Genomic DNA, 13,929 nt, shown 5'->3' on the forward strand with positions numbered 1-13,929 from the left:
TTCTGAATGAAACCCACGCACCGATTAACGTTATTAAGTTCGGCTTTGTTATTGGCTTTTCAAGCGAATGCAGCAGGAACACTAATTCAAGAAATGAGTAAAATGACCGTCAGTACAGCTGGTGCAGGCAGTGCGGTATTGGCAGAGAATGCCTCGGTAGCTTATTCAAATCCTGCCGGTATGAGTTACATTGAAGGTGATGCATTGAGTGTGAATGCGGGAGTAATGGATCTTGGTATTAATTATGATGATGCGAATGATCCGCAAAACAGCAGTGATAATGCGGGTGGTCTTCAACCTTATGGTTCTCTGTATTACGTCCATCAGCTTAACAATGATATCCATTTAGGAATGAGCGTGTCCGCACAAGGAGGCAGCGCATTGGATTATGGAACCTCTTATGCGGGGGCTCTGAGTTTAAATGATCTTAGATTATCCGTGATTCAATTGAACCCAAGTATGTCTTATCAAGTTAATGATAAATTGTCGATAGGTGGAGGATTGCAAATTGACTATGCCAGCTTTGATGAAACCTTGCTATATGGGCAGGGTAATATTGAAACCGACAGTTGGACATTGGGATATAACCTCGGTGTTATGTATCAGATCGATAACCATAACCGTTTGGGTATCGCGTATCGTTCTCGTATGAACCATGATTTGACGGGAGAAATGAGCACTGAATCAATGATTGTTCATAGACCAAGTCACCCAAAAGTCCCTCTTCCTATTCCAGCAATGTCCGGTCAAGCGGGATTAAACGTTCTTAATCCTCGTCAACTTGAGGTATCAGGTTTGCATCAATTGAGCCAGCCACTCAGTGTCGTCTGGAGCTTAGGTTTTGAGCAATGGAGTGATAATGAATCAACCACCGTTTCTATTAATGACGGTAACCACATTCAACAAATAGAACGTAATTTTGATGATGTATGGACAGGATCTGTTGGTGCTCGTTATCAATTAACACTAAAATTACGCTTGGAGTCGGGTATTGGTTATGCAACGTCACCGTTAGATGATCCTAAATCTCAAGGTGCTGATTTACCAGTAGATACTCAACACAGATACAGCATCGGTGCGACTTATCAGTGGACAAAAGACACGTCCTTCAATACCTATTACAGTTATGTGGATTATGGTGATCCTGAAATCAATAACAGCGGTATGATGGGTCAATTCGATAATTCTAATCAGTTTATCGGCATTACGATGAATATGGCGTTTAAATAAGCTAATCTCTATCATTCATTTAAATTAATAATGAAAAACAGCGAATCATAAGTTTATCTTCAGCGAATCTTAAGTTTGATATGAAACACTCATGTCACTCTTAAAGGTTCTGAAGGTATGTTCATTTTGTCTACTTTGATTTCAAAAATTAAAAACAATTCTATTACGATGAATATGGTGTCATTAATCACCATCGTCTCACTTTACTTTGCGGTTGTTTTTAACTATCCAATTAATGAAAAGATTTATCTTTTGTCTCAAGGGCAATCTATTTTTCTTTTCTTAACACCTGCGATTTTGACGTGTGCCTTTATTATTATTTTTTCGGTATTTGCTTTTCCTTATGTATTTAAAGGCATAGTTACCCTTCTTCTTTTAACTTCTGCGATGGCGTTCTATGCCGCGTTGCAATACAACACGATGTTTGATTATGCGATGGTAGAGAATATTTTTGAAACCAATGTCGGTGAGGCTACGTCGTATTTGAGCAGCGCTTCTGTTCTTTATTTTATTCTCTTTGGCGTCGTTCCAACTTTATTGCTGCTTAAAGTGAAAGTGGTACGTCATGCATCATGGTCAAAAGAATTGTTTCACCGTGCGTTACTCGTCAGTCTTGCGATTATTGGTCTGTTATCTATCTCAATTGTTTATTTTAAAGATTATGCGTCGATTGGTCGTAATAACTCTTACCTTAATAAAATGATTAATCCAGCCGATGCTTTTAATACAGTCAAATATTTAAATAATACGTATTTTACCGCTCCGATGGAGTATAAAAAATTAGGTGAAGATGCGGCACTTATTCCTGCTAAAAATGGTAAGCCTACGTTAATGTTTTTGATTGTGGGTGAGACCGCTCGTGCACAAAACAATACATATAATGGCTATGAAAGAGAAACGAATCCTTATACAAAAGATCTTGGTTTAATTGCCTTTCAAAATGTATCTTCGTGTGGAACCGCGACCGCATTGTCTCTTCCATGTATGTTTTCGAATATGCCCCGCACAAGTTACAGCAGAGAGCGTGCAAACAGCCAAGATAATGCGTTAGATATTTTAAGTCATGCAGGCGTAACATCGGTCTGGATTGATAACGATGGGGGAGATAAAGTCGTCGCGAAGAACATTGAGAAAAAGATGATCACTGATCATTCTGATCCTAAGTTATGTGATGGGTTAAGCTGCTACGATGAGATTTTATTTAAAGGTCTTGATGAGCGCATTGCGGCAACAGAAGGTGACCAACTCATTGCTCTTCACACGATAGGCAGTCACGGTCCAACGTACTGTAAAAGATACCCAGAAGATATGGCGGTATTCAGTCCTGCGTGTAATCGAAGTGACATAGAAAACTGCAGTGATGAAGAGATCACGAATGTGTACGATAATACGTTAGTGTATACCGATTACATCATTGCAAAAGCGATTAAAAAGCTAGAAACCTACTCAGATAAATACAATGTTGTATTGTTGTATATCTCAGACCACGGCGAGTCATTAGGTGAGAATGGATTATATCTACATGGCGCGCCTTATATGATTGCGCCAAAAGAACAAACTCAAGTACCTTGGTATATTTGGATGAGTGACGATTATGCAACTCAAAAAGGCATCGATAAAGCGAGTGTGATTGAGAAAGCCGTAACCGGAGAATATTCGCATGATAATTTATTCCACACTCTGCTTGGTTTGTATGGCGTAACCACGAAAGCAAAAGACAATGCATTGGATATTATTAATTCTACAAGTGGGGTTAATAATGAATATAAATAATCGATTACGGAATTTTGATAAATATCGAAGAAATAAGATGAGATCGATAGAGTCTGCACTGTATAAATTATTTGCTTCTCGACATGATAACGATGCTAATTTGTTGAAAAAAGATAACGTAAAAAAAATATTAATCATTAGAAATAATAAACGAGTAGGGAATGTCTTGTTTTTACTCCCTTTTGTTAAGGAATTGGTTATTCAGTATCCAAATGCTAAAGTTGACTTAATGATAAATCAATAATGGCAAGAGCAAGTCTTTGAAAATATAGGGATTAACCGTTTTTATAATAGTAACTTCTCATTTGGTGATTTTTTCAAGTGGGTAATGATGATGTTTGAAGTAAGAAAAAATCATTATGATTTAGTTATTTTACCAAACTCGTCATCGGGAGATACCATAAATGCCGCTTTGGTAAATGCAACGAATAAGGTTTCAGCATATGATTCTAAAAGAGAGTTTATTTTTACGCACCCTTTAATAATCAAAGACGGTTATAAACATGCGGCGTTAGGTCCATTATCTCTTTTAAAAACGATGGGGCATAAGATTGATGTTGTTACGAACAGTCACCATTTAGTTTATACAGCGCAAGAAAAAAAGTCAGCGATGGCGATTGCTCAAAAATTAATAAAAGATGACAGTCAATTCGTTACTATGGCTTTTTTCCGAGGGGCCAGAGGGAGTAAACAATTATCTAATGAATGTTGGAGTAGAATCTTAGAGCGATTTGATGATGCAATGAGTAATACAATCCAATGGGTTGAAATATTATCTCCCGATATTGAATCACCGTTAAGAGAAGAATATGATGTTTACCAGTCTTCTAATTTAAGAGAGTTAGGCCTAGTGCTTGCTAATTTAAGTGGCTTTATATGCTGTGACACTGGTCCATTACATTTAGCTGATGCAGCTGGTGCAAAATGTATTGGCTTGTATACTCATACAAATATTGAAAATTTTGGTGTACTTGGAGAAAAATCCGTTAATATTACAAATATTGATAATTTTAATGCACTCTCTATATGTCGTTCTTTGAATTTAGCGACATAAAGTAAGGTTTATAGATAATGAATATATTGCTTATTGAAGATTCTGAACATTTACGTCGTAGTCTCGTTGTCGGGTTAAGTAACTTAGGCTTTACGATTGATGAGACTGGAGATGGCTCAAAAGGATTATCAATGGCAATAACTAATGACTATGACTTTATTATTCTTGATCTTATGCTACCGAATGTGGATGGCATTACCTTGTTAAAAAGCATCCGCAAGATGGGAAATGACGTAAAGGTCATTATTCTATCGGCAAAATCGTTACCAGAAGACCGAGTCGAAGGGCTACTTTCTGGTGCGGATGATTATTTAGTTAAACCTTTTTCTTTTGATGAACTTCATGCTCGTATTTTAACCGTAGGGCGAAGAGGCATTGTAAAAAATAGTGATGATGACGTGAATCTTGCTGGATTCCGACTCGATCTGGCTAAGAAAGAATTTGAATTTGAAGGAACCTTGGTTGAATTAACGAAAAATGAATACAAAATTATAGAGTGTTTGTTTTTATCAAAGAACCAAGTCATGACCACTGAAAATATCAGTAATTATGTGGTGGGCTCGTTCGATTCTTTATCTAAAAATACGATAGAGTCTCACTTATCGTCAGTACGAAAAAAAGTAAAGCTTCTTGGTGGCGAAGTGCCGATCAAAAATAAACGTGGTTTTGGCTATTACTTGGATAGAAACGAATGTACTCAATAAAAAGCAGATTAGTTAATGCCTTAACCGTGATCATCGGTGCTATTTTATTAGTGGTTTTTTTATCATTGGACTTCATTCTTGATGCTTGGGTTGATAAGCAATTTGATGAAGCATTAATTGAAAAATCCAATTATTTTAAATCACTTATCGAAGTCGAAAGTGATGAGATTGAATTTGAATACCATAAAGGGTTCATGCCTCAATTTGAACGAAAAGAAGATGCCGAATTTTTTCAGATTTGGTCAGATAATAAGACGTTTGCTAAATCAGAATCCTTGGCCTTTTTTAATGATGCCGATCTTAAATATAAAGACGTCCCCACGCATGAGAGTCGAATTTTTAAATTGAAGTTGCCCGATGGAAGTATGGGGAAAGCCATATCGGCGCGTTTTCAACCTCAGTTGTCCTCTGAGATGGATCCTAATGATATTAAGTACATTGGGACCATGCACCTCACGTTGGCGATATCAAATCAAAAAGTAACGAATATCCTTCTGTTTGCGGATTTATCTCTTTTGTTTGTTTTTCTCACCACCATATTTGGGATGAGAATGGTGATTATTAACGTTGTTGATAGAGAGTTAGAGTCACTGTCCCTTTTGAATAAAGAAATTTCAGAGCTCGATGCTAACGCAATTCAAATTAAAGATAATCCGAAAGAAAGCCAAGAAATTGCACCGATAAGGCGTGAGTTGAATAGATATCTTGATTTAAATGCAAAAATCATTGCAAATGAAAAGCGTTTGTCTTCAGACATTGCTCATGAATTAAAAACCCCAATCGCGGAGTTAATCAGCTTAAGCGAAATGAATATTCGTTTTCCTGATGATATTCGGATTTCGGCTACTTATAAGGAAGATGTTCTTTCGATTTCGAATAACATGAAAAATATTGTGAACCAGTTAATGATGCTAAATCAAAGTGGGTCTAAGAGTTTTTCGTTAACACAGCAATCAGTGCAGCCTTATCCCGTTGTTGAGATGGTAATGAGTGAATTGGCCTTTAAATATCCAGAAATTAAAGATCGGGTGTTATTAACATCGCCGTTTCATTTACCGGCCGTTCATGCCGATAAGTTTTGTATGGAAGTGATCATTAAAAATTTACTTGATAATGCACTGTTTTACAGTACAAAAGGAAGTTCAATTTCTGTGTTTTTGTGCGTAGATAATAGCCAAAATAATGTTGTATTATGCCTCTCTAATCACTCAGGAATCGCATTAACCCAAGAAAATATAGATCATTTATTACAACCTCTTTATCAGGTGGACCGTTCTCGAACTAACACCGAACGACACGGGTTAGGTTTGTCTATTGTTAAAAATTTATGCGAAATAAATTCATTCTCTCTAGAAACAACATATAAAACAGAAACGAATGAAATATCATTTACGGTGAGTTTCCCTTTAATTCCCGTAAAGATATAAATTGCTCGAAATATAAATATACGCGGCTATTTGATTAATTAGCCGCGTATATTTACGTTTAGATCTTAAATTTATAGGTGACCCATGTTTGTTCATCAGTACTGCCAGTAAAGAGAATAACGTTACTTTTATCTATTTTATACCCCACATTAAGCTCAGCATAAAAATCTCTAAACTCTTCTCCATTTAATCCATATTGATATTGTGGTGAGGCGAGAATGAAAAATTTGTCGTTAATATTATATTTTGCGTATATTGGGGTATTAATAAGGTTGGTGTCTTTATATAGATGATTGGATTCCCATGATTTTCCATAGGTTATTCCAGCATAGAGTTTTAATTTCTTATTAATAGGGATAACTTGCAGTAAACCAACCGTCGCATAATTTGAACTAAGGCCATCAATATGGTCGTCTTTACCTGAATCAATATAAATGCCAGTGCCTGTTTTTTTATTGGGAACAAAAATACGAGCGCGATAGGTTTCAAAGTTATTTGTTCCTTCTATTTTTCCCATTGCTGCCCAATTATGTTGACCGACAGAGAATTGCAGTGAGCCTCCAAGCCCTTTATCTCCGGCTTTAATATCGCCACCAGTGTAAACTGACATAGGATCAGACATATCAACGTCATCGTGATTTTGGACGGTCTCTTTTGCATTTGAGTAGAAGGGGGTGAGTGAGATAAGAAAAAAAGAAAGAGTGATGTATTTCATTAGAATCCTTAGTTTTAATAAGACAGATAAGAAAAGAGGAGCGGTTATGCTCCTCTTTGGGTTGTACTACGCTTATTTCACTGAGTTATCTGACATTCCAATGCCACCTGATTTTTGACGTGGTGGGAAGGCTTTCAGAGATTGCTTATATTCAACAATCGACTTTTGTATGGTTGGAACGATCCATGAGCGCTCTTTCATCCATAAGAACCAGCCATTGGTATCTATGCTTCGTTCAAATGGGTCGGCTTTAATGTCAAGAATAATACCAAGCGGCCATGCTTTTGCAGGTTCAGTCCATTCCGTTTTCGTTTTTAAATGAACTTTCCAGTCATCGACACGAACGGCATTTAAATCTTGCTCGTTATAGAAGAAAAACTCGTGGCGTTTACTCGGTCCTTTTTTGGTTAACATGTCCATTTGATTATAACCGTCTAAATGTACTTTATAATTGGTATCACCAATCTTAGCGCCTTCTAATAGGTCTTTTTTTACCGTCGTATCGCCCGTTGCTGCCGCCATTAGGGTTGGCAGCCAATCTTCAGAAGTCATAAATCCGCTGGTGTACTCGCCTTGAGGAATGTGTCCCGGCCAACTAATCAACATAGGTACTCTAAACGCACCATCCCATGTTGTTCCTTTTTGACCACGGAACTCTGCACTTCCCGCCATTGGCCAGTGATCAAGGTTAATACCATTATCAGCAGTAAACATAATGATGGTGTTGTCGGTCTCTCCAAGGGCATCAAGCTTATTCAGTAAGACCCCAATTTGGTCATCCAACTCTTTTAAAGCATCGAAGTATTCGGTGTGACCACTTGCCCCTAAATACTCGTCTTTTACGTGTATTTGTTGATGCATTCGTGATGGGTTGAACCACATAAAGAACGGCTTATCTGGTGTTTTCGCTTCATGATTGTCTAACCAATCTGTTGAGAATTTGACGAATTCGTCATCGATGGTTTTCATACGCTCAGATCCAAGAGATCCTTTATCTTCTATACGTTGCTTTCCGATTTCACCCCAGCGAGGTTGCACTGTTTTATCGTACTTATTGGTTGCAAAGCTGTGCACCATATTACGAGGTCGACCAACAAAGTTTGGATCTTTAGGGAAATTAGGTTGTTCTGGCATTTCCATTACATTGAGGTGATACAAGAACCCGTAGAATTCATCAAAGCCATGTACCGTAGGCAAGAATTTATTACGATCACCTAGGTGACTTTTTCCGACATGAATAGTGTCATATCCTTTTGCTTTTAACATTGTTGCAAGCGTAGGGTCTTCTTTTTGTAAGCCAATGTTTGAGCCTGGTTGACCTACCGTCGTTAACCCCGTTCTGAATGGGTATTGCCCCGTAATAAACGCGCTTCGACCGGCGGTTGAACTGCCTTGTGCGTAATAATCACTGACCATCATGCCACGCTTGGCAATTCGGTCAATATTAGGGGTTTCAATGGCTCCTAAACCACGGTGATAAGCTGAAATGTCCATAGGGCTAACATCATCTACCATTATGGTGATGATGTTAGGTTGGGTTTGAGCCGCATGAGCGCCAAAGGACGTAATCGCGAGGGCTAGGGCTGTTTTTGCGATGGTTTTTGTTTTCATGTAAAAGTACCTGTAAATAGAAAGCGGTTAAGGCAAAAAGTAATGAACTCGATAGTCGTTAACTCTATTTTATTGGATTGATAGGTGGCACTGTCCACGTCATATCGAGAATGTCTTGTGATGGAATATATAAACGTGTAATTGCATAGAAATTGCCTTTTGATGTTGGTAGCCAATTTGCAATGTCTTTACTGTTACTGGGTTTTTTATGGGACAACATTAAGTCAAAAGAGCCGTCTTTGTTTTTCTGAATCGGCGTTTGATCATTAATATTAAAACGATGTATTTGGTTACCGATTAACATTTTAGTTTTTGCGTCGTACACGGTGACAGACCAAAATGAATCTACTGGAGGCGCAGTGGTAAAATACATCGTGTATTGATTTTCACCAGATAACAATTTGCCTTTTGAATCTGTGTAGGTAATTGGATACATGGCTTCTTTCGCGCCTTGCCCACCTAAATACGGGTGTGATATTAACGAACGAAGTGCATTATCGTCGCCGAATTGGTCAAGAACAAAAGAGTAATACCAACCATCTTTCATTTTTAGGGTGACGGGGTTTGAGCTTTGAGCTGCGACTATTTGTTGGCCATCTTTAACGGCTTTTTCAAGTTGGACTTTCATTGCCGGCGTCAGTCTTGAGCGGTCAAACCCATCGTTAGTTAAACCAATTTTTTTGAATTGGCCTAATAAGGCTTGCTGACGTTCAGGGAGCGGATTGGCTTTTAAGCCAGCACCAAGCTCTTCATAAAAACGAAGTGGGTCGTCGGCTTTTCCTACTCTAGGAGACAATGCAGGCCAAATGAAGGTACTTGTATCATGCGATAAGTATTTACTTAGTGGTGTCAACCTATATTGGTCTTGTATTGCATGAACAGCAGGATAGTCTTTTTCACCAAATACTTGGGTGCGGCCCCATAACCAGACTTTTGTTGTGGGCGCTTTTACTACCGTCATGCCTTTAGGGGCTTCGCCTTGCCAATTGGGTGGCACTATCATGACTTCTTTGGCCGATTCTCCCGTTGCACGTGTACCCACATATTGAACAATAGGCGCCTACGGCGCAAATCAAAAGGACTCAACCTCTTCCATTGTTGCCAATAAATCGTTTATCCTATCGCCATGCACGCATATAAACCCCTGAAACAATTATTTAATAGTCAAAATAACTGGCTTAAATTTCTTCATAATAACAAAGCTAACCTAAGAGCGGTCGTGATTGAAAATGTCACAAAGATGCTGTCCTGTGGGACAGCGGCTTTTGGCTCTCGCGAATATCATTGTTGCAACCCTGACTGTACCCATATCAAATATATTCACCAAACCTGTAAATCTCGAGCGTGCAGTAGCTGTGGCATGAAAGCCACAGAGCGATGGATACAAAAGCAACAACATGTCTTCCCTGAATGCGAATATCAACACATCACCTTTACCCTTCCAAACACGCTATGGCCTATCTTTCGTCATAACCGTTGGCTGTTAAATAAATTATTCAAATGTGCTGCAAACATTCTGCTGGGATGGGCAAAAGATAAAGGAATAGATGTCGGTATCTTTTGTGCTCTTCATACTTACGGTCGAAAACTGAATTGGAATACGCACTTACATTTATCGGTCACTCGTGGGGGAATTTGTGAACGTACCGGTTTATGGAAACCCATTTACTTCCAAATGAAAACGACAGAGCCTTGTTGGAGAGCGGCTATCGTCAGTTTATTGGGTAAGGCTTATTATGAGCTTGATTTATCAAGCGAAGAATGCCCCTATATCCGTAATAAAACGGATTGGTCACGCTTTTTAAGCAGTCAATATAATCGTCGTTGGAAGCTTCATTTTGCTAAAAAGACAAATAATGTAAAACCGACGATGAACTATCTTGGTCGGTATTTAAAACGGCCCCCAATTTCAGCGTCACGTTTAAGTCATTACGCCAAAGGCGGAATGATAACGTTTAATTATTTAGACCATCGAACAGGAACAACAGACAGCCTAACATTATCACCAGAAGAGATGATAAGACGGATAGTAGAGCACTATCCTGATAAACATTTCAAGATGATCCGATACTACGGTTTTTTATCAATGCGTCGTCGTGGAGAAGCTCTGCCTAGAGTTTATGCAGCTTTAGGTATGACAATAGAAGCTGAGCCGAAAATGCCAGGGTATGCCGCAATGTTAAAAGGATATGTAAAAGTAGATCCGTACGAATGTATTTTATGTGAAAGTCGTCTGGTGTTTACGAATTTCCGAGTCGGAAATTCGGTCAATGATTTAGTCACCCATGCGATAGTTCAGTCAGAATTGAGGGCAGCATAATAAGGTTTGTAGGATAAGTGTATCTAAAACTCATGAAATAGGGCTAAAACAGTTATAAAATCCCCGATAATTATATTTTCGATACCTTTTAAAAAAACAGCGATGGTGAAATTGGCTTTTTTAGACGGGCCAATGCTAACTCAGCAACATTCAAATTCCTTACCTTTGAATAAGTTGTGCCACATATCAAACATGTCGATGACAAAGTAGCGATCTTTTACCGTAGGAGTTGATAAGATCATTGGTTCATCTGACACGTCAACAATGGCACTTGAATATAAGGTGTCGCGATTTGCTGTTGGCATGTCTGTATCTTGATCGGTTGGAAGGCGACGAGCATGACCAAAATGATTTAAAGGAGCTCGGTAACTGGTGTCATTTTGAGGTTGAGACATATCAGTATATTGACGGGAAACTTGTTCCATACGTACGAGGGTTGAGCCCCATAAATACGCATTTGTAGCCAATAAATAGCTTTCTTGAGCAAGCCATGTGGTTGCTTGATCGTGTTGGATTTGCACTGAGGGAGTCGGTGGGGGGGATGTTAATTCTTGAGCATGAATACTCAGGGAACTCATTAAAACGGTAGCAACAATGGTTGATGTAATTTGTTTTTTAAACATAAACGACTCCTTCGAATGATAGAAGCAGCTTACGTTTTTTGGTTGAAAATTGTGTCTATACTCTCTATAGGTATTTTTAATAGAGATGGGATATGTTTCTAAAAAAATGGATTAAAGAGTATTTAATATTCGCTTGGTTTCTTTTATTAGCCATTCCGTAAGGGGTTGTTTTCTATTTTTTTGGTGACAGAAAAAAGCAATTTTACGTTGATAATCTTCCGGCACAAATTCGTGAGGAATCGCTAAGAAACGAAAATCATCACCGATCGAGTTTTGAAGAGATCGTGGCATGATGCCGACATACTCACTTTCTTTCATTAAGTTGGTCATTAAAGCAACATCGCTGGTTCTTAAATTAATTTTCTTCTTCAATTTAAAATGACGAATCAACTGCTCCGCTTTAGAGGGGCCTGTCACTCCCGGGATAATACAAATCGAGATAGGATAAGGAATAAGGTTTTCAACGGTAGCTTCTGTCATTGGGTGATCGTGACGAACCACAAAGGCAAAGGTATCACCGCCAACTTCTTGCTCCATTAATGTTTTGTTGGTCTCCATCGGTAAATAAGTAATACCAAAGTGCTGGTGAGAGTTGATCTCAAGTTTTTTTGGGGTATTTATACTCCAATGAGAGCATTGAACTGTAAGATCAGGAGCCAATAACGTTAATTGCTTAACTAATTGAGTGCCTAATGTTGATATGAGTGGTGGAGAGAGTAAGAGGTGCAACTCGCCGTCGAGCTGAGAGATATCCCACTCTGTATTATCACGATATAAGACATCAATCTGCGTCAAAATATCAGGTAGGGTTGATAGTATATGAGCGCATTTTACCGTGGGTATTAGGTTGTTTTTATCACGAATAAATAAGGGGTCATCAAATTGGTCCCGTAATTTCTTGAGCATAATACTGATGGTTGGTTGGCTTAAATTCATTCGCTTTGCCGCCAATATAGTTTGTCTTTCTTCATTTAGAATGATAAGCAGCTTAAGTAAATTGAGATCTTTATTGTGCATGATGCGTCCTTAGTGCCGTCTATTTTTCTTTTATACTGAGGAATAAATATAACGACAAACGTCTGAATGTTCATCATTTATACACTATAATCGGGACCAACATAATAAAAAGACAATTAATGGATAAAGGAAAAACGGATGAAAAAGTGGTTGTTATTGCTCAATAGCTTAATCTTTTCTTTTGGTGTGAATGCGACAGATACATGGAAAGAAGTAGAACAAAAAGCCAAAGGACAAACGGTATACTTTCATGCTTGGGGAGGAAGCCAAGAAATAAATAACTACCTTCGTTGGGCAGATAAAGAGTTGCAACGTGATTACGGAGTGACACTAAAACACGTTAAAGTTGCCGATATTGCAGAAAGTACGTCTCGTCTTATTGCCGAAAAAACCGTAGGTAAAAATGAAGGTGGCAGTGTTGATATGGTATGGATTAATGGTGAAAACTTTAAATCTATGAAAAACAGTCAATTGCTTTTTGGTCCATTTGTTGATCGTTTACCAAGTTGGAAATACGTAGATAAATCGTTGCCAATAGACAGTGATTTTTCTGAGCCAACATTAGGATTAGAAGCGCCATGGGGGGTTGGTCAATTAGTTTTTATTCACGATAAAGCGACATTAAATAACCCGCCACAGTCTTTTTCTGAATTATTAAGTTACAGTAAGGCATTTCCTAATCGAATTACTTATCCTAAACCTCCTGAATTTCATGGCACGAGCTTTTTAAAAGCACTGCTAATTGAATTGACCAATAATAATCCTCAATTAATGAAACCAGTGGAAAATGCTAATTTTGCCGAGGTAACAAAACCGCTATGGGCATATCTTGATGAATTACATCAAACGGCATGGCGTAAAGGAAAGCAATTTCCATCAGGCAGCGCACAGTCAATTCAACTGCTTGATGATGGGCAGATAGATCTCGCGATCACATTCAATCTAAATGAAGTCTTTTCAGCTCAAGCTAATGGTAAATTAGTCGAAACAACAGAAGCTTATGCAATGGAAGCGGGGGCATTGTCTAATATTCATTTCCTAGCAATACCATGGAATGCATCCGCAAAAGAGGGAGCGCAAGTGGCGATTAACTTTTTACTAAGCCCTAAAGCACAATCTCGTAAAGGTGATTTAAGTATTTGGGGAGATCCATCAGTATTAGAATCTCAGTATTTAATGGGGTCAGCAAAAAATACGACGTTATTTAAATCATTAGCTGAGCCACACCCAAGCTGGCAAGTGGCGTTAGAAAAAGAATGGTTAGTACGTTACGGTAATTGAATTCACTATATTATGATTTAAATGGGCCGTATTTGGTAGTAATACCGAATATGGCCTATTTTTTTTGTGACACAGAAAAAACTTAAAATAATAAGTTAAATTCTTAAAATGGAGACGATTTGTGTATATTTTTTGGGATTTGTCCTATTGATTTTTTAGTTTATTTAAAGGTTT

The 13,929-nt window shown here is 38.2% G+C and carries 12 protein-coding genes; 7 read left to right on the top strand and 5 right to left on the bottom strand.

Annotated elements, in window-relative coordinates; all coding sequences use genetic code 11:
• The first annotated feature begins 6 nt into the window (after positions 1 to 6).
• The 5 genes from VSAL_RS17925 to VSAL_RS17945 all read left to right on the top strand — a co-directional run bounded on the left by VSAL_RS17925 (position 7) and on the right by VSAL_RS17945 (position 6,188).
• Positions 7 to 1,230: an OmpP1/FadL family transporter gene (locus tag VSAL_RS17925; RefSeq protein ID WP_012551704.1), complete on the top strand. Its 1,224-nt coding sequence runs from the start codon at positions 7 to 9 to the stop codon at positions 1,228 to 1,230.
• A gap of 117 nt (positions 1,231 to 1,347) precedes the next feature.
• A complete protein-coding gene (locus VSAL_RS17930) occupies positions 1,348 to 3,003 on the top strand; it encodes a phosphoethanolamine transferase (protein ID WP_012551705.1) in 1,656 nt (551 codons plus the stop codon).
• A 328-nt stretch (positions 3,004 to 3,331) separates the two neighbouring features.
• Positions 3,332 to 4,057 carry a glycosyltransferase family 9 protein gene (locus VSAL_RS17935; protein WP_012551706.1) on the top strand — a complete coding sequence of 242 codons (726 nt, stop codon included), beginning with the start codon at positions 3,332 to 3,334 and terminating at the stop codon, positions 4,055 to 4,057.
• A 17-nt stretch (positions 4,058 to 4,074) separates the two neighbouring features.
• Positions 4,075 to 4,761 (top strand): response regulator transcription factor, encoded by a 687-nt coding sequence (locus VSAL_RS17940; protein ID WP_012551707.1) that lies wholly within the window; start codon positions 4,075 to 4,077, stop codon positions 4,759 to 4,761.
• A 26-nt stretch (positions 4,762 to 4,787) separates the two neighbouring features.
• A complete protein-coding gene (locus tag VSAL_RS17945) occupies positions 4,788 to 6,188 on the top strand; it encodes a sensor histidine kinase (RefSeq protein WP_231850968.1) in 1,401 nt (466 codons plus the stop codon).
• 58 nt (positions 6,189 to 6,246) lie between these two features.
• Here the strand turns inward: VSAL_RS17945 and VSAL_RS17950 are convergent, their stop codons facing one another.
• The 3 genes from VSAL_RS17950 to VSAL_RS17960 form a co-directional block, all read right to left on the bottom strand.
• Entirely contained in the window at positions 6,247 to 6,903 is a 657-nt protein-coding gene (locus tag VSAL_RS17950; protein ID WP_012551709.1) for a hypothetical protein, read from the bottom strand.
• A 72-nt stretch (positions 6,904 to 6,975) separates the two neighbouring features.
• On the bottom strand, positions 6,976 to 8,514 hold the full coding sequence (locus VSAL_RS17955; protein WP_012551710.1) for a sulfatase-like hydrolase/transferase: 1,539 nt from the start codon (positions 8,512 to 8,514) through the stop codon (positions 6,976 to 6,978).
• 64 nt (positions 8,515 to 8,578) lie between these two features.
• Entirely contained in the window at positions 8,579 to 9,556 is a 978-nt protein-coding gene (locus tag VSAL_RS17960; protein WP_231850969.1) for a DUF1254 domain-containing protein, read from the bottom strand.
• 84 nt (positions 9,557 to 9,640) lie between these two features.
• Between VSAL_RS17960 and VSAL_RS17965 the strand changes: the two genes are divergently transcribed.
• Positions 9,641 to 10,834 carry an IS91-like element ISVsa9 family transposase gene (locus VSAL_RS17965; protein WP_012548955.1) on the top strand — a complete coding sequence of 398 codons (1,194 nt, stop codon included), beginning with the start codon at positions 9,641 to 9,643 and terminating at the stop codon, positions 10,832 to 10,834.
• A gap of 140 nt (positions 10,835 to 10,974) precedes the next feature.
• Here the strand turns inward: VSAL_RS17965 and VSAL_RS17970 are convergent, their stop codons facing one another.
• Both VSAL_RS17970 and VSAL_RS17975 read right to left on the bottom strand, forming a co-directional pair.
• Positions 10,975 to 11,457: a DUF1254 domain-containing protein gene (locus VSAL_RS17970; protein WP_044583551.1), complete on the bottom strand. Its 483-nt coding sequence runs from the start codon at positions 11,455 to 11,457 to the stop codon at positions 10,975 to 10,977.
• Between the two features lie 111 nt (positions 11,458 to 11,568).
• Complete coding sequence (locus VSAL_RS17975) at positions 11,569 to 12,474, bottom strand: LysR family transcriptional regulator (RefSeq protein ID WP_012551711.1); 906 nt, start codon at positions 12,472 to 12,474, stop codon at positions 11,569 to 11,571.
• Positions 12,475 to 12,612: 138 nt separating this feature from the next.
• Between VSAL_RS17975 and VSAL_RS17980 the strand changes: the two genes are divergently transcribed.
• Positions 12,613 to 13,755, top strand: coding sequence for an ABC transporter substrate-binding protein (locus VSAL_RS17980; RefSeq protein WP_012551712.1), 1,143 nt, complete (start codon positions 12,613 to 12,615; stop codon positions 13,753 to 13,755).
• Positions 13,756 to 13,929 lie beyond the last annotated feature (174 nt).

Source organism: Aliivibrio salmonicida LFI1238, from assembly GCF_000196495.1.
Lineage (GTDB): Bacteria > Pseudomonadota > Gammaproteobacteria > Enterobacterales > Vibrionaceae > Aliivibrio > Aliivibrio salmonicida.

Excerpts from the sequence above, each read along its gene's own strand:
- VSAL_RS17970 (WP_044583551.1), bottom strand. The coding sequence starts at position 11,457 with ATGTTTAAAAAACAAATTACATCAACCATTGTTGCTACCGTTTTAATG.
- VSAL_RS17950 (WP_012551709.1), bottom strand. The coding sequence starts at position 6,903 with ATGAAATACATCACTCTTTCTTTTTTTCTTATCTCACTCACCCCCTTC.
- VSAL_RS17940 (WP_012551707.1), top strand. The coding sequence starts at position 4,075 with ATGAATATATTGCTTATTGAAGATTCTGAACATTTACGTCGTAGTCTC.
- VSAL_RS17930 (WP_012551705.1), top strand. The coding sequence starts at position 1,348 with ATGTTCATTTTGTCTACTTTGATTTCAAAAATTAAAAACAATTCTATT.
- VSAL_RS17955 (WP_012551710.1), bottom strand. The coding sequence starts at position 8,514 with ATGAAAACAAAAACCATCGCAAAAACAGCCCTAGCCCTCGCGATTACG.
- VSAL_RS17975 (WP_012551711.1), bottom strand. The coding sequence starts at position 12,474 with ATGCACAATAAAGATCTCAATTTACTTAAGCTGCTTATCATTCTAAAT.
- VSAL_RS17935 (WP_012551706.1), top strand. The coding sequence starts at position 3,332 with ATGATGATGTTTGAAGTAAGAAAAAATCATTATGATTTAGTTATTTTA.
- VSAL_RS17980 (WP_012551712.1), top strand. The coding sequence starts at position 12,613 with ATGAAAAAGTGGTTGTTATTGCTCAATAGCTTAATCTTTTCTTTTGGT.
- VSAL_RS17965 (WP_012548955.1), top strand. The coding sequence starts at position 9,641 with ATGCACGCATATAAACCCCTGAAACAATTATTTAATAGTCAAAATAAC.
- VSAL_RS17925 (WP_012551704.1), top strand. The coding sequence starts at position 7 with ATGAAACCCACGCACCGATTAACGTTATTAAGTTCGGCTTTGTTATTG.